The organism is Azonexus sp. IMCC34842 (assembly GCF_050368855.1).
In the GTDB taxonomy this organism is placed as follows: domain Bacteria; phylum Pseudomonadota; class Gammaproteobacteria; order Burkholderiales; family Rhodocyclaceae; genus Azonexus; species Azonexus denitrificans_A.
The window spans coordinates 4,225,064-4,246,907 of the sequence record NZ_CP178449.1; the positions used below are offsets into that span (position 1 = coordinate 4,225,064).

Annotated in this window: 22 protein-coding genes and 1 tRNA gene; 6 read left to right on the forward strand and 17 right to left on the reverse strand. The window is 64.9% G+C overall.

Annotated elements, in window-relative coordinates; translation table 11 throughout:
- Window positions 1-24 precede the first annotated feature (24 nt).
- The 3 genes from ACLIKD_RS20165 (at window position 25) to ACLIKD_RS20175 (ending at window position 2,779) form a co-directional block, all read left to right on the forward strand.
- Window positions 25-342: a hypothetical protein gene (locus ACLIKD_RS20165; RefSeq protein ID WP_428826426.1), complete on the forward strand. Its 318-nt coding sequence runs from the start codon at window positions 25-27 to the stop codon at window positions 340-342.
- 69 nt (window positions 343-411) lie between these two features.
- Window positions 412-2,403 carry a UvrD-helicase domain-containing protein gene (locus tag ACLIKD_RS20170; RefSeq protein ID WP_428826427.1) on the forward strand — a complete coding sequence of 664 codons (1,992 nt, stop codon included), beginning with the start codon at window positions 412-414 and terminating at the stop codon, window positions 2,401-2,403.
- A 139-nt stretch (window positions 2,404-2,542) separates the two neighbouring features.
- On the forward strand, window positions 2,543-2,779 hold the full coding sequence (locus ACLIKD_RS20175; RefSeq protein WP_428826428.1) for a hypothetical protein: 237 nt from the start codon (window positions 2,543-2,545) through the stop codon (window positions 2,777-2,779).
- A 129-nt stretch (window positions 2,780-2,908) separates the two neighbouring features.
- On the opposite strand, the gene ACLIKD_RS20180 is transcribed toward ACLIKD_RS20175, so the two are convergent.
- The 17 genes from ACLIKD_RS20180 to ACLIKD_RS20260 form a co-directional block, all read right to left on the reverse strand.
- Window positions 2,909-3,358, reverse strand: a complete 450-nt coding sequence (locus ACLIKD_RS20180; protein WP_428826429.1) for a c-type cytochrome — start codon at window positions 3,356-3,358, stop codon at window positions 2,909-2,911.
- A gap of 434 nt (window positions 3,359-3,792) precedes the next feature.
- A complete protein-coding gene (locus ACLIKD_RS20185; RefSeq protein ID WP_226417516.1) occupies window positions 3,793-3,975 on the reverse strand; it encodes a hypothetical protein in 183 nt (60 codons plus the stop codon).
- 133 nt (window positions 3,976-4,108) lie between these two features.
- On the reverse strand, window positions 4,109-4,705 hold the full coding sequence (gene mobA, locus ACLIKD_RS20190) for a molybdenum cofactor guanylyltransferase MobA (RefSeq protein ID WP_428826430.1): 597 nt from the start codon (window positions 4,703-4,705) through the stop codon (window positions 4,109-4,111).
- On the reverse strand, window positions 4,705-5,079 hold the full coding sequence (locus ACLIKD_RS20195) for a DsrE family protein (RefSeq protein WP_428826431.1): 375 nt from the start codon (window positions 5,077-5,079) through the stop codon (window positions 4,705-4,707). Before ACLIKD_RS20195 ends, mobA begins: the two co-directional genes overlap by 1 nt.
- Window positions 5,072-5,506, reverse strand: a complete 435-nt coding sequence (locus ACLIKD_RS20200; protein WP_428826432.1) for a glycine cleavage system protein H — start codon at window positions 5,504-5,506, stop codon at window positions 5,072-5,074. The genes ACLIKD_RS20195 and ACLIKD_RS20200 overlap by 8 nt, the downstream gene beginning before the upstream one ends.
- A 15-nt stretch (window positions 5,507-5,521) precedes the next feature.
- A tRNA-Sec gene (locus ACLIKD_RS20205) sits at window positions 5,522-5,617 on the reverse strand.
- Window positions 5,618-5,622: 5 nt separating this feature from the next.
- Window positions 5,623-7,500 (reverse strand): selenocysteine-specific translation elongation factor, encoded by a 1,878-nt coding sequence (gene selB / locus ACLIKD_RS20210; protein ID WP_428826433.1) that lies wholly within the window; start codon window positions 7,498-7,500, stop codon window positions 5,623-5,625.
- Window positions 7,497-8,831, reverse strand: a complete 1,335-nt coding sequence (locus ACLIKD_RS20215; protein ID WP_428826434.1) for an FAD-dependent oxidoreductase — start codon at window positions 8,829-8,831, stop codon at window positions 7,497-7,499. Before ACLIKD_RS20215 ends, selB begins: the two co-directional genes overlap by 4 nt.
- 118 nt (window positions 8,832-8,949) lie before the next feature.
- Entirely contained in the window at window positions 8,950-10,347 is a 1,398-nt protein-coding gene (gene selA / locus ACLIKD_RS20220) for an L-seryl-tRNA(Sec) selenium transferase (RefSeq protein ID WP_428826435.1), read from the reverse strand.
- Between the two features lie 40 nt (window positions 10,348-10,387).
- Entirely contained in the window at window positions 10,388-11,299 is a 912-nt protein-coding gene (gene fdhE, locus ACLIKD_RS20225) for a formate dehydrogenase accessory protein FdhE (RefSeq protein ID WP_428826436.1), read from the reverse strand.
- A gap of 122 nt (window positions 11,300-11,421) precedes the next feature.
- Window positions 11,422-12,042, reverse strand: coding sequence for a formate dehydrogenase subunit gamma (locus ACLIKD_RS20230; protein WP_226417508.1), 621 nt, complete (start codon window positions 12,040-12,042; stop codon window positions 11,422-11,424).
- On the reverse strand, window positions 12,039-12,926 hold the full coding sequence (gene fdxH / locus ACLIKD_RS20235) for a formate dehydrogenase subunit beta (RefSeq protein ID WP_428826437.1): 888 nt from the start codon (window positions 12,924-12,926) through the stop codon (window positions 12,039-12,041). The genes ACLIKD_RS20230 and fdxH overlap by 4 nt, the downstream gene beginning before the upstream one ends.
- A 12-nt stretch (window positions 12,927-12,938) precedes the next feature.
- Window positions 12,939-16,001: a formate dehydrogenase-N subunit alpha gene (gene fdnG / locus ACLIKD_RS20240; RefSeq protein WP_428826438.1), complete on the reverse strand. Its 3,063-nt coding sequence runs from the start codon at window positions 15,999-16,001 to the stop codon at window positions 12,939-12,941.
- A 173-nt stretch (window positions 16,002-16,174) separates the two neighbouring features.
- The gene (locus ACLIKD_RS20245; protein WP_428826439.1) at window positions 16,175-16,528 is read right to left on the reverse strand and encodes a DsrE/DsrF/TusD sulfur relay family protein; all 354 of its coding nucleotides are present in this window, start codon (window positions 16,526-16,528) and stop codon (window positions 16,175-16,177) included.
- Window positions 16,529-16,543: 15 nt separating this feature from the next.
- Window positions 16,544-18,100 carry a PhnE/PtxC family ABC transporter permease gene (locus ACLIKD_RS20250; protein WP_428826440.1) on the reverse strand — a complete coding sequence of 519 codons (1,557 nt, stop codon included), beginning with the start codon at window positions 18,098-18,100 and terminating at the stop codon, window positions 16,544-16,546.
- Window positions 18,091-18,918 carry a phosphonate ABC transporter ATP-binding protein gene (locus tag ACLIKD_RS20255; RefSeq protein ID WP_428826441.1) on the reverse strand — a complete coding sequence of 276 codons (828 nt, stop codon included), beginning with the start codon at window positions 18,916-18,918 and terminating at the stop codon, window positions 18,091-18,093. Before ACLIKD_RS20255 ends, ACLIKD_RS20250 begins: the two co-directional genes overlap by 10 nt.
- Window positions 18,915-19,796, reverse strand: a complete 882-nt coding sequence (locus ACLIKD_RS20260) for a putative selenate ABC transporter substrate-binding protein (RefSeq protein ID WP_428826442.1) — start codon at window positions 19,794-19,796, stop codon at window positions 18,915-18,917. Before ACLIKD_RS20260 ends, ACLIKD_RS20255 begins: the two co-directional genes overlap by 4 nt.
- A 229-nt stretch (window positions 19,797-20,025) precedes the next feature.
- Here ACLIKD_RS20260 and moeA point away from each other — a divergent pair, with 229 nt between their 5' ends.
- Genes moeA through ACLIKD_RS20275 form a run of 3 tightly spaced genes read left to right on the forward strand, consistent with a single transcriptional unit; the run spans window position 20,026 to window position 21,787 of the window.
- Complete coding sequence (moeA, locus tag ACLIKD_RS20265) at window positions 20,026-21,258, forward strand: molybdopterin molybdotransferase MoeA (RefSeq protein ID WP_428826443.1); 1,233 nt, start codon at window positions 20,026-20,028, stop codon at window positions 21,256-21,258.
- Window positions 21,255-21,554: a YkgJ family cysteine cluster protein gene (locus tag ACLIKD_RS20270; protein ID WP_428826444.1), complete on the forward strand. Its 300-nt coding sequence runs from the start codon at window positions 21,255-21,257 to the stop codon at window positions 21,552-21,554. Before moeA ends, ACLIKD_RS20270 begins: the two co-directional genes overlap by 4 nt.
- Entirely contained in the window at window positions 21,551-21,787 is a 237-nt protein-coding gene (locus ACLIKD_RS20275) for a VF530 family DNA-binding protein (protein ID WP_428826445.1), read from the forward strand. Before ACLIKD_RS20270 ends, ACLIKD_RS20275 begins: the two co-directional genes overlap by 4 nt.
- Window positions 21,788-21,844: the final 57 nt, after the last annotated feature.

Genomic DNA, 21,844 nt, shown 5'->3' on the forward strand with positions numbered 1-21,844 from the left:
TTGACAGGTACAGGAGCCCCGCCAATGACCCTGAACCGCCTCACCTCGACCACCCAGAGCCTTCAGCACGATGCGGTCGAGCGGCCGCGTCAGGCGTCGACCGACAGCCTGCGCCGGGTCGCAGCCGCCGAGGGGCTGGCCGGCGACCGTCAGCGCAGCCTGCAGCAGGAAATCGCCGAGGTCGACCCGAATGCCGTCGGGCCCTTCAAGGGCAGCGAACGGATATTGCAGGATGCCCGGCGATTGGCTTCGCAACTCACTTTGTTGAGCACCAATGCCAGCGGGCTGCTCAAGTTGCGGGCGCTCAGCCTGCCCCGCCGGCGGATCGACGATAAGGTCTGAGCCGGTCGGCTATCGGGTTAAAATTCACCCCCTTGCCCCCACGCCCCGTTCTGCGGGGTGTCGTTATTTATGTCCGGCCTCAATCCCCAGCAACGCGAAGCAATCCATTACCTCGACGGTCCACTTTTGGTGTTGGCGGGGGCCGGCTCGGGCAAAACGCGGGTGATCACGCAGAAAATCGCCTATCTGGTGCAGGATTGTGGTTTTCAGCCGCGCAACGTGGCGGCCATTACCTTCACCAACAAGGCGGCGAAGGAAATGCAGGAGCGGATCGGCAAGATTCTCTCGAAACAGCAGGCTGACCAGCTGCAGATTTCGACCTTCCATTCGCTCGGTGTTCGCATTCTGCGCGAGGAAGCCAAGGCGCTCGGTTACAAGCCGCGCTTCTCGATTTTCGATTCGGCCGATTGCGCCGGCATCATCAGCGAGGTGGCCAAGACCGTCGACAAGGCGACCCTGCGTAACCTGCAGTCGATCATTTCCAACTGGAAGAATGCGCTGGTCAGCCCGGAAGCGGCGCGCCATCTGACCAGCAACGACCATGAAGTCCTGGCTGCCGAAGCCTACTTGTCCTACGAGGCGACGCTCAAGGCCTATCAGGCGGTTGATTTCGACGACCTGATCGGTCTGCCGGTCAAGCTGTTCAACGAACATCCGGAAATCGCCGAGAAGTGGCAGAACCGCCTGCGCTACCTGCTGGTCGACGAATACCAGGACACCAATGCCTGCCAGTACCAGGTGCTCAAGCTGCTGACCGGCGTCCGCCAGCAATTCACCGCCGTCGGCGACGACGATCAGGCGATCTATGGCTGGCGCGGCGCCGATATCGAGAACCTGAAGAAGCTGCCGAACGAGTTTCCGGCCCTCAAGGTGATCAAGCTTGAGCAGAACTACCGGTCGACCGTGCGCATCCTGAAGGCCGCCAACAACGTCATCTCGCACAACGAAAAACTGTTCGACAAGAAACTCTGGTCCGAACTCGGCCACGGCGAACAGATCACCGTCACCGCCTGCCGCGACAACGATGCCGAAGCCGAAGGCGTGGTCATGAAGCTGCAGGCCCACCGCTTCGAGAATCGCGCCAAGTTCAAGGACTATGCCATCCTCTACCGCTCGAATCATCAGGCGCGCGGTTTTGAGGAATATCTGCGCGACCACCGGATTCCCTACCTGTTGTCCGGCGGCAAGTCCTTTTTCGACAAGGCGGAAATCAAGGATATCACCGCCTACCTGCGCCTGCTCACCAACGAAGACGACGATCCCGCCTTCATTCGCGCCGCCACCACGCCGAAGCGCGGCATCGGCGCGGCCACTCTGCAGGTGCTCGGGACCTACGCTGGCGAGCGGCACATCTCGCTGTTCCACGCCGCTTTCGAAGAGGGCTTCGCACAACGCGTCCAGGCCCGGCAGATTGAGCCGCTGCTTGAATTCTGCCATTTCATCAACCGTATTCAGGAACGCGCCGTACGCGAACCGGCGCATCAGGTGCTGCCTGATCTGCTCAAGGCCATCGACTATGAGACCTATCTCTTCGATCTGGAGGAGGAGCGCACGGCACAAACGCGCTGGGGCAATGTCTGCGAATTTTCCAGTTGGCTGAACAAGAAAGGCGAACTGGATGGCAAGACGCTGATCGACCTGACGCAAAGCATTGCGCTGATCAACCTGCTCGACAAGCAGAACGACGACGAGGTCGACGCTGTCCAGCTATCGACGCTACATGCCGCCAAGGGGCTGGAGTACAAGCACGTCTTTCTGGTTGGCATCGAAGAAGGCATCCTGCCGCATCGCGAGTCGGTCGAGCCGGCCAAGATCGAGGAAGAGCGCCGCCTGATGTATGTCGGCATCACCCGCGCCCAGCATTCGCTGCACATCAGTTATTGCGAGCGGCGCAAGCAGGCCCGCGAGTTCGTGCCCTGCGAGCCGTCGCGTTTTATCGATGAAATGGGCAAGGAGGACATCCGGTTTGCCGGCGGCAAGCAGGATCTTCCGCCCGACAAGGCGACCGGCAACGCGCGGCTGGATGCGATGAAGGCGATGCTGGCCGGCAACAAGAGCTAACAACTCGGTCACCTGCCGTTACAAGCGGTCACTCTCCTGATGACATCGCGGTGCCCACGGCCCGCGTTATTCGGCACAAGGCAGCGCAATTTTGCGAAGCCGGACGAAAAACCGAATAAACCAATCAAGGAGCTTCAAAATGACCAAGCAACTTCTCGCTCTCGTTATCGCCGCCACCTTTGGCATCGCTCACGCTGCTGACGTCAAGCCGGCCGAGCCGGTTGCTGCCGAAAGTGCTGTCAAGGCAGAAGTGAATACCCCGGCCGCCAAGCCGGTCGCCAAGAAGGTCAAGAAAGCCAAGAAGGCCGTACCTGCAGCCGCACCGGAAGCCGCCAAGGCCGATAGCGCGCCAGTCGTCGAACCGGCCAAGAAGTAAGCTCGTCGAGCAAAATCGGTTCGGGTCTTCGACAAGCAGACCCAACCGGGGCGCCCATGAGGCGCCTTTTCTTCGTCCACGAAAAAGGGAGGCCGTAGCCTCCCTTTGTTTTGGGCCGTTCAAGCCGGCTTACTTGACCTTGCTCAGCACGTAATCGACGGCGCCCTTGACTTCGTCGTCGGACAGCGAGGGCGCTCCGCCCTTGGCCGGCATGGCATTCTTGCCGCCGAGCGCGCTCTTGTACAGCGCTTCCTTGCCTTGCGCGACGCGCGGCGCCCAGGCGGCCTTGTCGTCAATCTTCGGGGCACCGGCTGCACCGGTATTGTGGCAGGCGCCACAGACGCTGTTGAAGACGGTCGGGCCATCCTTCGGTGCGCCGCTGGTGGCAGGCGCTTCGGCCTTGGCCAGTTCGAACTTGGCGACCGGCTGGATGCGGACTTCCGCTGCGTCATTGCCGCCGGCTGCGTCGGCAGCGGACGTGGAGTGTTTGACGGTGAGCGGGTAAATGATGGCGATCAGGACGATGGCAACGATGATCGTTGCCCACATGATGCCAGTCGAGGAGTGCTTGTCGGCCATGCTGAATACCCTTGTGCGCAAAAATAAAAGTGCGCAATTATAACGGCTTGAGCTGGCGCTACGGGCAAAAAAAACCCCGCCAGCGGCGGGGTTGAAATTCTCGAAAGGGGGGATTTCGAGAGGAGGGGTTCAATTCACAATTGCAGTCTAGGCCTCCTCGCGCAATGCGTCTGTCGTTCTTTCGTAGCCTTCTGTAACAGATTGTTGCGTTGCGGCATGAGGTCTGGCGCGCTGTTCCGGCCAGCCGCGTGGCCAGCAGCATCGACCGTCGCGACTTGACAGGCGGCTGGCGCAACAGGCTGCTTCATTTCACACCGCTGGGTGAAATGTTTCGGTGGATTGTTGCGCGGCAGTAAACGGCGCTGCGTATGGACAGCAGCGGCGGCCGGCGGGCTATCGGCGCGGCTCGCCCGGGCGAGCCGCTACGTTACAGATCAGTGCTCGATGTTGCAGATCACGACGGCGCTGGTCGGGATCTGGTAATCGGCTGCCAGCTGGGTTTTGGCCATGTCTTCAACGGCCTGGCCGGCCATCGTGACGAAGCGGCGTGCCCCGGTGAAATCCTGCGGAATGCCGGCGCGATCCTGGGTGATGCGGTAGTGAACTTTGACGTTCATTGCTGTTAACCTTTTATGTCTGTTTTTTGATCCTGCCCGGGCAGTTTAGGCAGGATTTTGTGCAGCGCAATAAGTGGTTTCCACAGGTTGGGCATTGAGAAACCGGCCGCGCAACCCCGGACGACAGCCACGTTCAGTCAGCCGTGCCGGGCCTTTCGAAGCGCCCGAGTTCGGCGCGGGTGTTGATGTTTTCGAAAGCTGCGGCTTCGTCGTCGAAGGCGACTTCGACGACTTTCAGCTGGGCATACCAGCCGGCCATCTTGCGTTGGCCGCTGGCCAGGTAGTCGGTCAAATGCGGCAACAGGCTGCGCCGGCACAGGCAGAACACCGGGTGCGGCTGGTCGAAGGTGCGGGCGACGGCGAGGTCGGCCCCGGCGGCGGCGAACGCGGCCCAAAGGCGGGAAATCAGGTCGGCCGGCAGGAAGGGCGAATCACAGGGGGCGGTGGCGACCAGCGGATGGGTCGCCGCGGTCAGGGCGGCATGCAGGCCGGCCAGCGGGCCGGCGAAATCGGGAATGGCGTCGGCTATGACGCGGTGGCCGAATGCGGCGTAGCGCTCGGCATTCTGGTTGGCATTGATCAGCAATTCATCGACCTGCGGCATCAGACGTTCGACGACATGAGCGACCAGCGGGTAGCCATTCAGCAATTGCAGGCCCTTGTCGACGCCGCCCATGCGCCGGCCAAGGCCGCCGGCCAGGATGACGCCGGTGATCGGCGGGCGCCGCATCAGAAGACCAGCGTCCGCCACGCCGGATCGAGCGCGCGGCCGACGAAGGCGGTGGCGCCGGCGGCGCCGGCTGGCAGAATCAGGGTTTCGCCGGCGCCGACCCAGGCGGCGCGGGCCATGCCGCAGGCGAGCAGGCGGACGTCTTCGGCAACCAACTCGCGGAGGAAGTCGCCGATGGCTTTTTCCCGGCTCGGCGTGGCATATGCGGTATCGGCGACACCTTCGACCAGCCAGCGCACGGCCGGGCCGGCGAAGTGGATTTCGACTTCGGCGTCGAGCGCTCGCGCCGCCAGCGCGTGAATCAGCGGCGTCACCAACAGTTCCGGGTGCTCCGGCGTGGCAGCCCAGATCAGCAGAGCCAGCTTGTCAGTCAAAAGTCGCCTCCGGTTCGATCTTCAAAATGTGCTGGCGGTAGGTTGCGGCATCGACCAGCGTCGGTTTTTCCGCCGCCCAGCGAGTCGGCCGGGCGCGGGCCAGCCAGCCGGCGCCGTAAGGTTCGGTGTTGACCAGTTTCGGCCGTTCCTCGGCGGCCTCGTTGCCTTCGAGCAGGACGAAGGAAATCGGGGCGTGGAGCGCCTGTACCGTCTTGCGGGATTCAACCGTGCCCATGCCGCGTTCGCAATCGACCTCGGCGCCTTGCGGCTTGCTGGTGAAAGCGATGATTTCGCCGGCCAGGAAGAGGCCGAAAGCGGTGGCGCCGATCAGCACTGCGCCGTCCGCCGTTTCCTGCACCCACATGTCGTAGCGGGGGCAGTACAGGCGGTCGTCGGGAATGCAGCCGGAGAAGGGTTGATGGGGCATTTAGGGCAGGAAAGGTGGCGGAAGAGAGCAGGAGTCGAACCTACCAAGGCTTGTCTGACAAGCCCTACCGGTTTTGAAGACCGGTCGCCCCACCGGGGAACGATCTCTTCCGTTGTTCATGAACCGAATTGCTCCGGCGAGCCGCGCACAACGTGGGTATCGCGCGCGCGGCGAGTGTAGCCGATGCGATCGAAGAATTCGAGGATGTGGATGGCGACCTTGCGGCCGCCGCCGATCTGGTCGCGCAAGCTTGCCGCCCGGGCGCAGCCGTCGCTGGCGTTGAGCGCCGCCACCCGATGCGCCAGGTCGGCGACCGCTTCGGCCGTGAAGTAATGATCGTGCGCGACCGGCCATGCCGCGCCGTAGCGGGCGATGCGCTTGAACAGCGCACGCACGGTGTCTTCGGCGATGCCGGTGGCCCGGGCGACATCGCGGACGCGCGGCGGGTTGTACGGTTCGGCATCGAGCAGCGGCTTCAGGGTCAGCCACAGATCGCGGTCGCTACTGGCCAACTGGACGCGGTGTTCCGGCAGGTGCAGCCAGGCGTTGCTCTGGGCGATGCGGCCGTCGGCCAGCGGGGCGGCGAGCAGTGCGTCGAAGGCCGGGCGGGGCAGCGTCGGCAGGGTCAGGCGGCGCAGGCGGTCGCGCTCGACGCCGGGCAGATCGGGGGCGCGTTCGTGCTCGGCGGCCAGCGCGGCGAGCAGGCGGTCTTGCAGTTCCTGCCAGCGGCTGGTGGCAAAGGCGGTAGTGCCGACTAGCTTGAGCTGCAGGCGGGCGCAAAGTCCGGTCAGCGTTGCGGTATCGAGATTGCGGTTGAGCGCATGGGCGGTCAGGTCGACGCCGGCCGGCTGCTGTTCGGCCGCCTGGCGCAGCGCCGTCGCCGGGTCGTCAGCGGCCAGCGCGGCGAGCATGGCCAGGCGTTCCGGGCTGCGCTTCTTGCGGTTGGGCGGGAAAATGTCGAGTACGCGGCCGCCGCCGATGGTGTGGCGGGCCGAGGCATCGCGCAGGATGAAGCGGTCGCCGGCCAGCGCGCCGATTTCGCGGTCGACGGTGATTTGTGCCCAGTTTTCCGTCCCAGGCGGAATTTCGTCGGCGCCGAGCAGCGCGACGCGGGCCGGCACATCTTCGGCGCCGAGGTGCAGATGCACCGGCGTCCAGTGCTTGAGCGGCGGCTGGCCGGCGAGGACGCGGAGCCTGGCGTCGAAGCGCTTGATCGGGGCATGCAGCGCCGGGGCGACGACCCACATGCCGCGCTCGACGTCGGCCTTGTCGACGCCGGCCAGCGCCAGGGCGATCCGTTGCCCGGCGTGGCCGGACTCGGCGGGGCTGTCCTGAACGCGCAGGCTGCGCACGCGGACCGGGATTTTGGGCGGCGAAAGCAGCAACTGGTCGCCGACCTTGACGGTGCCGGCGAAGGCCGTGCCGGTGACGACCGTACCGGCACCGGAGAGCGTGAAGCAGCGGTCGATGGCCAGCCGGAAGCCGCCAGCCAGTTGGCGTTCGCCCTGGTCGGCGGTGGCCGCTTCGAGATAGGCGCGCAGTTCGGCGATGCCGGTGCCTTGCGCGGCGGCGACCGGAAAAATCGGCGCGTCGGCCAGTACCGTGCCGGCCAGCAAGGCGGCGATTTCGCCTTCGGCCGCGTTCTGCCGGTCGGCCGTGACCCGGTCGATCTTGGTCAGCGCCACCGCGCCGCGCTTGATGCCGAGCAGTTCGATGATTTCCAGATGCTCGCGGGTCTGCGGCATCGGGCCGTCGTCGGCGGCAATCACCAGCAGCGCGAAATCGATGCCGGTGGCGCCGGCCAGCATGTTGTGGATCAGCTTTTCGTGGCCGGGCACGTCGATGAAGCCGAGCGTCGGCGTGTAGGCATAACCGAGGTCAACGGTGATGCCGCGCGCCTTCTCTTCCTTCAGGCGGTCGCAGTCGACGCCGGTGAGTGCCTTCACCAGCGTCGTCTTGCCGTGGTCGATATGGCCGGCCGTGCCGATGATCATCCAAACATGTCCTCATACATGCGCCCGGCCCAGGCGAAGTCTTCGGTCACCAGGTCGTCGCGGCGTAGATTGTCGTCATCCTGGTCCTGGATGATGATGCCTTTGTCGTTCACATGGTACTGGAAGCGCACCGCGACATCCTCGCGCGGCTTGGTGTTGACCATCATGAAGCAGAGATTGTCGGGCAGCGCGTATTTCGGTTCGCGGCCCTTGACCCGCTCGGCGATGTACTTGGCGACGATCCTGCCTTGGTAGTTGGCGACGTGGCCGGCCTTCGGATAGAACAGGAATTGCGGCGAGACCATGCCGACCGAGTCGCCGATCACATAGACGTCCGGATCGTCCTTCATGTTCAGGAAGAAGGGATCGACGCCGGCCCAGCCGGTCGGCTTGCCTTCGGCGTTCTTGCCGATGACGCCGGCTTTCCAGGCCATGTCGCCGGCCTGGTGCGGGGCCATCAGGATGCTGTGGTCGAAGTTGAAATCGCCGACCGCCGTCTTGATCTTCTTGTTGAACGGATCGACCTCCTTGATTACCGCCTTCGGCACGTAGGTGATCTGGTCCTTGTAGAGATTCTCGAAGGCTTCGGTGAAGCCGCCGGTGATCGGCCGCGGGCTGTCCTTCGGATCGAGGATGGTGATGTGGCCCTTGATCTTGCGCTCCTTGAACAGGCCGGCGATCAGACAGGCGCGCTCGTAAGGCGACGGCGGGCAGCGGTGCGGCGGGGGCGGCAGGGTCATCACCAGTTCGCCGCCGGTGAAGTTCTGGATGCTCTGCTTCAACTGGAAATGCTCGGCGTTCGGGATGTAAGCAGCGGGGAAATGGGCGCGGGTGTATTCGGCCGCCTTGCGGTCGTTGCCGAACCAGGTCTCGTAGTTGTAGCGGATGCCGGCACCGACGATAAGGTAGTCGTAGTCGATCCAGCCCTGGGCGGTGATGACGCGCTTCCGGTCGCGCTCGAAGGCGGTGACTTCGGTCTGGATGAACTTGTAGTCGTATTTCTGGGCGACCTTCAGGTAGCTGAAGGTCAGGAACTGGGCGTCGACGACGTCGACCAGCCACTTGTTGCTCATCGGGCAGGAGAAAAACACCGGGTTGCGTTCGAGGACGACGACGTCGAGCGTCGGGTCGAGCTTCTTCAGGTGCTTGGCGGCGCTGATCCCGCCCCAGCCGCCGCCGCAGACGACGACGCGCTTGCCGCTGGCTTTCGGCAGCAGCGGGTCGGACTGCATGGTGATCAGGAAGGGCAGCGGGCTGGTTGGCTGGGCGAGGGCGGCGGTGGCCCCAAGGGCCGTACCGGCCGCCAGGAATTGTCGGCGGTTGAAAGTCATCGGTTCTTCTCCATTCGATAAACCACCCGGACACGGAGATGCCCGGATTTACAGGTGCGCCCTGGCGGGCGCCGAAGAAAACAGCAGGCGGTACGGAGACCGCCCGGCGAGGCTGTTTTCAAAACTTCAATGCTGGCAGTTGGGCGACGAAGCGGCTTTCGTCCCCGGCTTCCAGGCAACGCAGGTCGAGGTGGTAGGCATCGTCGCGGATATAGCCGATGACCGGCACCGGCAGGCTACGGAAGGCGGCTTCGATGCCCAACAGTGTTTTGCCCGGCTTTTTCGCCGTGGGCCGGCAGACCAGCGCGACCGACGGCAGGCGCTCGACCGGCAGGGCGCCGCTGCCGATCTGGCTGCTGCACGGTGCGACCGCAACGCTGGCGAGGGTGCCGAGTGCGGCTTGCACGGCCGGCTGCAGACGCTCGCCGAGGGCGGCGATCTCGCCCAGCGGCCGGGTCAGCAGGCGCAGCGTCGGCAGGCGTTCGGCCAGGCGGTCCGGGTCGCGGTACAGGCGCAGCGTCGCCTCGAGGGCGGCCAGCGTTGTCTTGCCGACGCGCAGGGCGCGTTTCAGCGGGTTCTTCTTGATCCTGGCGATCAGCTCCTTGCGGCCGACGATCAGCCCGGCCTGCGGGCCGCCGAGCAGCTTGTCGCCGGAGAAGGTGACGATGTCGGCGCCGGCGGCCAGCGCCTGCTGCGGCGTCGGTTCGGCCGGCAGGCCGTGGGCGGCGAAATCGCACAGCGTGCCGCTGCCCAGGTCGATGATGAAGGGCAGGCCGGCGGCATGGGCGATGGCGGCGATTTCCTTCTCGTCGACCGCGGCGGTAAAGCCGGTGACGGTGTAATTACTGGTGTGCACCTTCATCAGCAGCGCCGTCTTCGGGCCGATCGCTTCCTGGAAGTCTTTGGCGTGGGTGCGGTTGGTGGTGCCGATCTCGTGCAGCTTGACCTGAGCCCGGCGCATCACGTCGGGAATGCGGAAGGCGCCGCCGATCTCGACCAGTTCGCCGCGCGAGACGACGGCCTCCTTGCCCTGGGCCAGCGCATTGAGCGTCAGCAACACGGCGGCGGCGTTGTTATTGACGATGGTCGCGGCGATGTCCGGCGAACCGCCGGCGATCAGTTCGGCGAGCAGGCCGGAAACCAGGTCGTCGCGGTCGCCGCGGCCGCCGGAGGCGAGGTCGTATTCCAGCGCGCAGGGCGAACGGGCCGCCGTGACCATCGCGGCGATGGCTTCCTCGGCCAGCTGGGCGCGGCCGAGATTGGTGTGCAAGACCGTGCCGGTCAGATTGAACACCGGACGCAGCCTGGCCTGCCCGGCCTCGTCGGCGCGGCGGCCGATGGCGGCGAGCAGCGCGGCTTCGCCGGGCAGCGCCAGGCCGTGTTTCAGGCCCTCGCGGGCGGCCGCCAGCTCGGCCCGGACACAGCCGGTGACCAACTGGCGGCCGTGCCTATCGATCAGTTCGGGGAGTTGTTGCAGAACGCGGTCGACCGCGGGAAGGCGTTTGTTTTCGTTCATGGCTTTCACCCGCACCGGGCAGAAAGGTTAATCAAATGATCTAGCTGCCATACGCGCCGACCAGCAACAGATTGGGGCCGCTGCGGCCATAGCCCGCCTCGTCAACCAGCATGTCGAGAGCCAGCGTGGCGAGGTCGTCGGCGACCGGATCGACCTGCGGGTCTTTTTCCTGATAGACGATCTTCAGGTAGCTCTTGCAGGCATCGCAGGTTTCGGCGCGGACGGCGCCCTTGCTGCCTTCGAGCTCAAGCAGGGCGACGCCCTGATCGGTCGCGCAGGTCGTGCAGGTGGCGCGGGCGACGTTCCATTCGGTATTGCACAGCGAACAGTGCAGGTAGCGCAGATTGTTGATCGTGGCGCCCAGACGGACGACGCTGGCGACCGGCAGGCTGCCGCAGCACGGGCAGACGCCATGGGCGTCGAGCGGTTGCAGCTGGCGGACGTCAAGCTGGCTGGCCAGCCCGGTGAAGACGATTTGCAGCGCGGCGCCGACGAAAGGCAACAGGGCCGCCTGCTCGGCATCGGGTTCGCCGCCCAGCACCATGTCGGCCAGTCGCTCGAGCTCGGCGTCGGAGACGGTGAACAGCACTTTCAGGGTGCCTTTGGCGGCTTCCGGCGCATCGCTATCGAGGCGCAGGATCAGTTGCTGCAGCGCGAAGCGCCAGGCCACCGGGCGGCTCAGCGAGGACGCGTTGAGCGGCGGCATGCGATGGGTGTGGGCCTGTTCGAGGCTGGCGGCATCCGGTAACGGCAAGGCCGGCAGGCCTTTGAGGATTTCATGCTGGGCGCGGCTCAGCCGGCCGAGGAAGGCCAGCCATTCGCCCAGGCTGTGTCCGACGGCCAGCGCCGCGAAACGGTCGGCGCGCTCGGCGAAGAGCGTCGCGGGAACCGGCAGCAGATAGGGGGTAGCCTCGTCGACTGGCGGATGGAAATCGATTGCTTGGGTCTGCATTTTTAGTCGCTGGTCGTTAGTTGCTGGTTATTGGTATTGCGGTCCACAGTGCATTGCGGCAAAAAAATGGGGGATGCGGCAGATTAACCGCAGAGCCCCCGAACGCAAGGTACAACTGAAACCTACTTGCCGGTCACCTGACGGTACCAGCCGCGATGATGCTGCTTGGCCCAGCCGCGGGTCACCGTGCCGTACCACATGGCGCGGATGGTGCCCTTGACCCAGATGGCGGCATAGACATGCACCATGATCAGGCCGATCATCACGGCGGCCGAGGCGGCATGGACCACGGCGCCGATCCGGACGAGCGTGATGTCGAAGCCGAACCAGGCGCGCCAGATGAAAATGCCCGATACCGTCATCAGCAACATGCACACGGCGAGCGCCCAGAACATCACCTTCTGGCCGCCGTTGTACTTGCCCTGTTCCGGCATGTTGTGGTCGTCGCCGTCCACCATCTGCTTCGCCTTCGCCAACCATTCCTTGTCCGCCGGCGTCATCTTGTTCAGATGCTTGAAGCGGAAAAAGATGATCAGGAAGGCGATCGCCATCAACGCTCCGATGTAGGGGTGGATGATGCGGGCCCAGACCGGGCCGCCGAACAGCTGGGTGAGCGGGAAGAAGGCCGGATGGAAGAAGGCCAGACCGGAGAGCGCGAGCAGGATGAAGCTGATGCCGACGATCCAGTGATTGGCCCGTTCCGAGGCCTCGTAACGTTTCAGGTCTTTCGGATCGCGGATCATTGGGCATCCTCCTTTTCGATCTCGTCCTCGATCTCTTTCGAGACCTCGTTCGGACCCTTGGTCACGTAATGGAACAGACTACCCAGCGCGACACCGGCCAAGGCCAACGTGGCCAATGGCTTGGCGAAGCCCTTCCACAGGCCGACCAGCGGGCTGATCGACGGGTTGGCCGGCAGGCCGGCGTACAGCCCCGGCTGGTCGGCATGGTGCAGCACGTACATCACGTGCGTGCCGCCGACGCCTTCCGGATCGTACAGGCCGGCCTTGTCGAAACCGCGTTCCTTGAGGTCGGCGATCCGCGTCTCGGCGAAGTCCTTCATGTCCTCCTTGGTGCCGAACTGGATCGCTCCGGTCGGGCAGGCCTTGGCGCAGGCCGGAGCCTGGTTCACCGCAATCCGGTCGGAACAGAGCGAGCACTTGTAGGCCTTGCTGTCCTTCTCGGAGATCCGGGGGACGTTGAACGGACAACCGGTCACGCAGTAGCCGCAGCCGATGCAGTTTTCCTGATGGAAATCGACAATGCCGTTGCTGTACTGAATGATCGCGCCCGGTGACGGGCAGGCCTTCAGGCAACCCGGGTCGGAACAGTGCATGCAGCCATCCTTGCGGATCAGCCACTCCAGCGTGTTGTTCTGTTCCACTTCCGAGAAGCGCATGACGGTCCACGATTCCGCGCCAAGATCGGTCGGGTTGTCGTGGACGCCGACGTTGTGGCCGATTTCCGGCCGCAGGTCGTTCCATTCCATGCACGCCGACTGGCAGGCCTTGCAGCCGATGCAGGTCGATACGTCGATCAGCTTGGCGATCTCGACCGTCTGCCGGGCCTGGGTGGACGGCGTGGTGGTCGCGGAGCGCTGTTTGATGTCTAGCGATTGCAGTGCCATAACAGTTCTCCCTTAGATCTTCTCGATGTTGACGAGAAAGGACTTGAACTCCGGCGTCTGCGAGTTCGCATCGCCGACGAACGGCGTCAGGGTGTTGGACAGGAAGCCCATCCGCGCCACGCCCTTGAAGCCCCAGTGAATGGGAATGCCGACGTGATGCACGCGCTGACCGTTCACATCCAGCCCCTTGATCCGCTTGGTGACCACCGCCACGGCCTTGATGAAGCCCCGGTTGGAGCGCACCTTGACCTTGTCGCCACTGGCGATGCCCTTTTCCTTGGCCAGTTCCTCGCCGATTTCGACGAACTGTTCCGGCTGCAGGACCGCATTGATCTTGCAGTGCTTGGTCCAGTAGTGGAAATGCTCGGTCAGGCGGTAGGTCGTCGCGGCATACGGGAAGTCCTTGGCATTGCCGAACACTTCCATGTCGCCCTTGAACACCCGGGCGGCCGGATTGCTGATGGCCTTGGGGTTGCTGTTCATCGGGTTGGTGCCGATCGGCGTTTCAAACGGCTCGTAATGCTCGGGGAACGGCCCTTCGGCCATCTTGTCGACGGCGAAGAAGCGGGCGATGCCCTCCGGGTTCATGATGAACGGTCCCATGCCATCGGCCGGATTGGAGTCCACCTTGAAGTCGGGAATGTCCGAGCCGGTCCATGCCGTGCCGTTCCACCAGATCTGCTTTTTCTTCGGATTGAACGGCTTGCCGCTCGGATCAGCCGAGGCCCGGTTGTAGAGGATGCGCCGATTGACCGGCCAGGCCCAGGCCCAGTTCAGGGTCTGACCATTACCCCACGGATCGCTGTTGTCACGGCGCGCCATGTTGTTGCCGGCCTGCGTCCACGCCCCGCTGAAAATCCAGCAGCCGCTGGTCGTCGTGCCGTCGTCGCGCAACTGGGCAAAACTGTCCAGTTGTTCGCCGGCCTTGCGCAGCAGCTTGCTCGGGTCTTTCGGATCGTAGAGGTCGACCAGCGCCTTGCCGTTGTACTCCTTGGCCACTTCTTCCGCTGAAGGCTCGTGCGGATCCTTGTAGGCCCAGGTCAGGTTGAGGATGGCATCGGGATAGGCGCCGCCCTTTTCCTTGTACATGGCCTTGAGCTTCATGAAGATGCCGGCCATGATCGCCGGGTCGGTCTTGGCTTCGCCGGGTGGCTCGGCACCCTTCCAGTGCCATTGCAGCAGGCGACTGGAGCTGACCAATGAACCATCTTCTTCGGCAAAGCACGACGACGGCAGACGGAACACCGTGGTCTGGATCTGGCTCGGATCGACGTCGTTGTACTCGCCGTAATTCTTCCAGAACTCGGAAGTCTCGGTGGCCAGCGGATCGATGATGACCATGTACTTGAGCTTGGCCATCGCCACACCCAGCTTGGCCTTGTTCGGGAACGAGGCGAGCGGATTGAAGCCCTGGCAGAAGTAGCCGGTCATCTTGCCCTGGTACATGTCGTCCATCACCATCAGCACGTCATGTATCTTGTCCAGCTTGGGCAGCATGTCGAAGCCCCAGTTGTTTTCCTTGGTCGCGGCGTCGCCGAACCAGGCTTTCATCAGGCTGACGTGGAACTTCTCGTAGTTCTGCAAGTACGACATCTGGTTCGGACGCAGCGGCTTGGGGGCCCGCTTGGCAATGTACTCGGCATAGTCCGTTTCCTTTTCGCCGGGCAGGGTCATGTACCCCGGCAGCAAGTTGGACATCAGGCCAAGGTCGGTCAGGCCCTGGATGTTCGAGTGACCGCGCAACGCGTTCATGCCGCCGCCGGCCATGCCGATGTTGCCGAGCAGCAACTGCACCATGGCGCCGGTGCGGATCATCTGCGAACCCTGCGAGTGCTGCGTCCAGCCCAGCGCGTACAGGATGGTCATGGTCCGCTCGCCACCGGCGGTGGAGGCCATTATTTCGGCCACCTTGAGGAAGGCGTCCTTCGGTGTGCCGCAGATCTTTTCCACCATCTCCGGCGTATAGCGGCTGTAGTGCTGCTTCATCAGCTGAAAGACACAACGCGGATCCTGCAGCGTCGGATCGGTCTTGACGTAGCCGTCCTCGCCCTTCTGGTAGGACCAGCTGGCTTTGTCGTAATTGCGCTTTTCGGCGTTGTAGCCGGAGAACAGGCCGTTATCGAAGGCGTAGTCGCCATTCACCAGGAAGGTGAAGTCGGTGTAGGCCTTGACATATTCGTGATGAATTTTGTCGTTGGTTAACAGGTAATTGATGACGCCGCCGAGGAAGGCGATGTCGGTACCGGTACGGATGGGCGCGTAGAAATCGGCGACCGAGGCCGAGCGCGTGAAACGCGGGTCGACGACGAGGAGTTTCGCCTTGTTCTGCTTCTTTGCTTCAATAACCCACTTGAATCCTACCGGGTGTGCTTCTGCGGCGTTACCACCCATCACCAGCACGACATCGGCGTTCTTGATGTCGACCCAGTGGTTGGTCATTGCGCCACGGCCAAACGTCGGAGCCAGACTGGCTACCGTCGGACCGTGTCAAACACGCGCCTGGTTGTCGAATGCGATCATCCCGGTCGATCGAACGACCTTGTGGGTGATGTATCCGGATTCGTTGCTCGAGGCCGAGGCGGCGAGAAAACCGGTGCTCAGCCAGCGATTGACGGTGACGCCGTCGGCGTTCTTGGCGATGAAGTTGGCGTCGCGGTCTTCCTTCATCAGGGTCGCGATGCGGGTAAAGGCTTCATCCCAGGAAAGGCGCTTCCATTCATTGCTGCCGGCTTCGCGCACTTCCGGGTGCTTGAGGCGGTTCGGGCTATGGACGAAATCGAGCAGGCCGGCGCCCTTCGGGCATAGCGAGCCGCGATTGACCGGATTGTCCGGGTCGCCTTCGATATGGATGATTTCCTGATGGACGTTTTTCGACTTGTCGCCAATCGAATACATCAGGACGCCGCAGGCCACCGAGCAATACGGGCAGGTATTGCGTGTTTCGATGGCACGGGCGAGCTTGAAGGTGCGTACTTCCGCGAGGGCTGCGGTCGGTGAGAATCCCATCAGTGCGATGGACGACCCCCCTAGCCCGGCGGAGCAGACCCTGAAGAACTGCCGCCTATTCATGTTCATTGTGTTTTCCTCCTGATTGCGACGCCATGTCGCAAGGGAAGAGTACCGCAACGACCATGCCACAGGGCGTAAGTCATTGAGCAATTGGCAATCGCGCTCCGGCGCAGGGCAATTGCTGTGGGACATTTTGTCTCGATCCGGGTTTTGCCGGACAAAATGTCCCGCTTGGCAGCCTAGAAAGTAATCACCTTGTCGGCCGCCAGCGTTGCATCGGCCAGCTCGACCAGCGTGCCGATGGTGGTGCCGGCAATCAGCGGCAGTTCGCCGAGGCCGCGGGCCAGCGCGCAGGTCCGGCAGAGACGGATCTCGACGCCCTGGGCGACCAGTTGCTCGACCATGCCTTGCAGACCGTTGCCGGCGCCGTCGATCTGATTGGGCAGGCCGAGCACGGTGGCGTCGGACATCAAAAAGATGCGGACGGTCGGTTTCTGGTCGTTGCCGGCCAGCGCGGTGGCCAGGCGCAGGGCGGACAGGCAGCGCTCGCTGCCATACGGGGCGGCGTGGATGATGATCAGGATGTTCTGCATGGGAAGGTCTCCGGGTTAATGCATGCGTTGCCGCAGCCAGGCGCTCGCCTGGTCGACGGCGATCGACAATGCCAGCATGGCGATGATGACGGTCGACGCCTGGGCGTGATGAAAAAGCGAGAGCTCGAAATATAGCAGTTGGCCGAGGCCACCGGCTCCGACAAAACCGAGGATGGCCGCCATGCGGATATTCATTTCCCAGCGGTACAGCGTGTAGGCGATCAATTGCGGTGCGGCGCCGGGCAGCGTGCCGTAGAGGAAGGCCAGGCCGCCCGGTGCGCCGGTCAGCCGGAGGGCGTTGCCGGGGGCGGCGGGGGCGTTGGCCAGGGCTTCGGCGTAGAGCCGGCCGAGCACCCCGGTGGTGTGCAGGGCCAGGGCCAGGGCGCCGGCGAACGGGCCGAGGCCGACGGCCAGCGCGGTGATCGTCGCCCATACCAGTTCCGGCACCGAGCGCAGCGTATTGAGCAGGAAACTGAACGGCGCCCGCCATTTCGCCAGGGCCAGCAACAGGCCGGCCAGTGCGGCGAGCAGTGTGCCGACCACCGAGATGGCGAGGGTTTCCCAGATGCCGCGGCCGACCTTGGCCAGCCAGCCGGCGGACAGGTCGGGCGGGAAGAATTCGCCGACGAAGGCGCCGATGCTGTCGGCTGCTTCCCCGGTGAACAACGCGGCGAAGCCGATATCGAGCAGGCCGAAGCTGGCGCTGATCGCCGCCAACAGGCCGATCAGCAGGCCGCTGCTGCGCCAGCCGAAGGGCGACGGGCGGGCGGCCGGCGCGGTGTCGAGGGCCCGGCGCAGCCAGCCGGAGATGCCGTCGGCGGCGAACACCAGGAGCATGAAGGTGAGCAGGATGGAGGCCGCTTCGCCGCCGTTCAGCATTTTCATCGCCTGGTCCATCAGCTGGCCGAGGCCGCCGGCGCCGACGAAGCCCATCACCACCGAGGCGCGGATGGCGCATTCCCAGCGGTACACGGTGTATGAGGCGAGTTCCTTAGAGGCCTGCGGAAGCAGGCCGTAGAGGATGGCCAGCGGCCGGCTCGCGCCGTTGTGGCGAAGGGCCAGGGCCGGTGCGGCGGCGGCCGATTCGAGGATTTCGGCATAGACCTTGGCCAGCATGCCGCCGTAGGTCAGGCCAAGGGCCAGTACGCCGGCCGCCGGGCCGAGGCCGAAGACGCGGACGAAAAGCAGCGCCCAGACCAGTTCCGGGATGCCGCGCAAGATGGTCAGCAGACCACGGGTCAGTGGGTTCAGGGTCGGCCGCTCGCGGCCGGCGGCGCTCGCCAGATAGGCCAGCGGGACCGCGATGGCCCAGGCCAACGCCATGCCGGCCGTGGCGATGGCCAGCGTTTCCAGCGTCGACCGGCCGAGATAGCCGAGGAACTCGGCGCCGGTCTCCGGCGGCAGAAAACCGGCCAGGAAGTGGCCGATGACTTTCAGGTTGGCGGGGTCGAACAGCGCGCCGGGTTTGACTTCGGCGCTATGGAACAGCGGCCAGAGGACGAGCAGCGCGACGATGGCGCCGGTCAGGCGGCGACCGACGGCTGGGTCGCGGTCAGCGCGACTCAGCAGCATGCCGCACGGTTCGCCGCGTCGCTGGCGGTCGTTTGCAAAAGGAAATGCGGTTCGTGCGCCTGGACCGGCAGTTCTTCTCCCTCGCTGGCGTACAGGTCGTGCAGCAAGGGCACCGTCACTTCGCCGGCCGGCAGGTCGAAGGCGATACCCCCGGCCTTGATGCCGACGATGCGCGAGAAATTGCCGACGGCCAGGTCGACCGCATGCAGGCTGGCGACCAGCGTCGCGCCGCGCGCCGTGGCTTCGGCTATCAGCAGGCGGATGGTGGCCAGGGCGAGGGCCGGATCGAGGGCCGAAACCGGCTCGTCAGCCAGGATCAGATCGGCTTGCTGGTAGAGCACGCGGGCGATGCCGACGCGCTGCAACTGGCCGCCGGACAGCTGGTCGCAGCGGGCGAACAGCTTGTCGGCCAGATCGACGCGACCGAGCGCGGCCCGGGCACCGGCCACATCGAGCGGGTAAAGCAGCGATGCCAGCGCTTTCCAGGCTGGCCATTGGCCGAGCTTGCCGGCCAGCACGGCGGTGACGACGCGTTGCCGGGCCGGGATCGGCGGCGCCTGATGGACGGTGCCGATGCGCCGGCGCAGTGCCTTGCCCGGCGCGGCCGAGCCGGCTTCGAGCCGCGTACCGAGCACCCGCGCCTGGCCGGTGGTCGGCGCCAGCGCCGTGCCGAGCACGGAAATCAGCGAAGTCTTGCCGGCGCCGGACGGGCCGATCAGGGCGATATGCTCGCCCTGATCGGCCTTGAGCGTAATTCCGGCCAGCGCCGTGAAGCCGTTGGCGTGGGTCAGCCCGACGCCGTCGAGCGCCAGGCTCACTTCAGCAGGCCGGCTGCCTGGGCTGCCTTTTCGATGCCGTCGTAGTTCTCCTTGCGGGTCGGGATGAACTTGGCGGCGCGTTGCAGGCCGAGGATTTCCTTGTGTTCGGGATTGGCCGGGTCGAGCTTGAGGAAGGCGTCGGTCAGCTTCTTGACTAGTGCCGGGTCGAGATCGCCGCGCACCGTCCAGTTGTAGTCGAAATAGGGCGGCGTGGTGGCGAAGACGCGGACCTTGTCGGTATCGACCTTTTTCTGTTCGACCAGCTTGTCCCAGACCGAGGCGTTCAACACGCCGGCTTCGGCCTTGCCGGCCGCGACGAAGGCGACGGTGGCGTCATGGGCGCCGGAGAAGGCGACGTTCTTGAAGTCCTTTTCCGGATTCAGGCCGGCCTGCAGCAGGAAGAAGCGCGGCATCAGGCTGCCCGAGGTCGAGGACGGCGCGCCGAAGGCGAAGGTCTTGCCCATCAGGTCGGCGAGCGTCTTGATCGCCGGATCGGCGGTGATGAACCGGGAAGTGAACTTCGCATCCTCTTCGCGCTGGACGATAGGGATGGCCGTGCCGTTGGTGCGGATCCTGGCCTGCACGAAGGTGAAGCCGCCGAGCCAGGCGAGATCGATCTTCTTGGTGGCCAGCGATTCGACGACGGCGGCGTAGTCGGAAACCGGGGTGAACACGACTTTCATCCCGGTCTGCGCTTCGAGATATTTGCCGAGCGGCGCGAACTTGCGTTGCAGCTCGGTCGGCGCCTCATCGGGGATGGCCGAAACGCGCAGGACGGCGTCGGCCGCGCCGGCTGAAGTTGCGGCAAAGGCCGAGGCGGCGAAGGCGCAGGCCAGCGCCCCCTTGAGCGCCAGGCGGCGCACGGTGGACAGGGTCATATAAAGCTCCGATTTCTACAGCAACCGCCACCGTGCGGATGTCACGGCAGCTTACCAAGCGCCGAAGCGCCACCTTTTCGCTGCGGTACACAGACCGCGTGCGGCATTATAGCCACCCGCCCGGCCAGTGTTATCCTGCCCGAGCCATGCGTGGTGCGCGCTCCGGCCCATGCCGGCCAGCCCTTGCGTATTGCCTTCAAACCTTGATTCCCCCGGAAATTTGCCCGTCATGACCGCTCAAGACCATCGTTCCCTGTCCGCTGCCGAAGCCCGGGCGCGCCTGCTGGCCGAAGTCGCGCCGATCGCCGGGCACGAATTCCTGGCGCTGCGCAGCGCCCTCGGCCGCATCCTGGCCGCCGACATCATTGCGCCGCATGACGTGCCGCCCCACGACAACTCGGCGATGGACGGCTACGCGGTTAGCTGCGCCAGCCTGGCCGGTGCCGGTGATAGCAAGCTGACGGTGGTCGGCTCCTCCTTTGCCGGCCATGCCTTTGCCGGTTCGCTCGGGCCGGGGCAGGCGGTGCGCATCATGACCGGTGGCGTGCTGCCGGCTGGCGCCGATGCCGTGGTCGTCCAGGAAGTGACACGCGTCGAGGCCGACGGGGTGGTCGTTCCGGCCGGTCAGCGCAGCGGCCAGAACATCCGCCGGGCCGGCGAGGATCTGGCGCGGGGCGCGGTCGCCCTGGCCGCCGGCCGGCGCATCGGCCCGGCCGAGCTCGGGCTGCTTGCCTCGCTCGGCCTGGTCGAGGTCGCCGTCAAGCGGCGGCTGCGCGTCGCCTTCTTCTCGACCGGCGACGAACTGACGGCGCTCGGCACGGCGCTGACCCCGGGGCAAATCTACGACAGCAACCGCTACACCCTGCACGGCCTGCTCGCCCGCCTCGGTGCCGAGGTCATCGACCTGGGCGTCGTCGCGGACCGGCCGGAAGCCCTTGAGGCGACGCTGCGCGAAGCGGCCCGGATGGCCGACGCGATCATCACCACCGGCGGCGTCTCGGTCGGCGAAGCCGATTTCGTCCGGGAAATTCTCGCCAGGGTCGGCGAGGTCAAGTTCTGGAAGCTGGATGTCAAGCCCGGCCGGCCGATGGCCTTCGGCAAGGTCGGCGAGGCCTGGCTGTTCGGCCTGCCCGGCAACCCGGTGGCGACGCTGGTCAGCTATACCCAGTTCGCGCTCGATGCGCTGCTCCGCCTGGCCGGTTGCGACCCGCTGCCCGAGCGGCCGCTGCTTACCGTGCCGGCAGCCAATGCGATCAAGAAGCAGGCCGGTCGGCGCGAATACCTGCGCGGCGCGGTGGCCGCGGTGGATGGCCGCTGGCAGGTCAGAACCACCGCCAGCCAAGGCTCGGGCATGTTGCGGTCGATGACCGAGGCCAACTGTTTCGTCGTGTTGCCGGAAGACTGTGCCGGCGTCCAGGCCGGCGACAGTGTCGAGGTCCAGCTCTTCGAGGGCCTGTTTTGAGCGCCGCCGAATCGCCGGAAATCACCTGCGCCACCTGCCGGGCCTGCTGCTGCCGGCTGGAGGTCATGCTGATCGGCGACGCCGACGTGCCGGACGAACTGACCGCCCAGAACGAATGGGGCGGCTGGGTCATGAAGCGCCTCGACGATGGCTGGTGCGCGGCGCTCGACCGGCAGACCATGTTGTGCACCATCTACGAATACCGGCCCGACATCTGCCGCGATTACCAGGCCGGCGATTACGACTGCCTGGAACAGCGCGTCCGGCTGCTCCCCCCGAAAGAGGCTATCCGATGACCACGGCACAGCCGAAGAACCCCCTGCACGGCGTCACGCTGGAAACCATACTCAACGAACTGGTTGCCCATTACGGCTGGGAAGCGCTCGGCCGGGAGATCGAGATCCGCTGCTTCACCCACGATCCGAGCATTTCCTCCAGCCTGAAGTTTCTCCGCCGCACGCCGTGGGCGCGCGAGCGTGTCGAGTCGCTTTACCTCTACGTCCTGCGGCACAAACCGGCCGCGGAATGATGCCGTGCAGCATTGATCCGCCAGCGGAAAAGGTTCATGGTGACAGCGGGTGTCAGC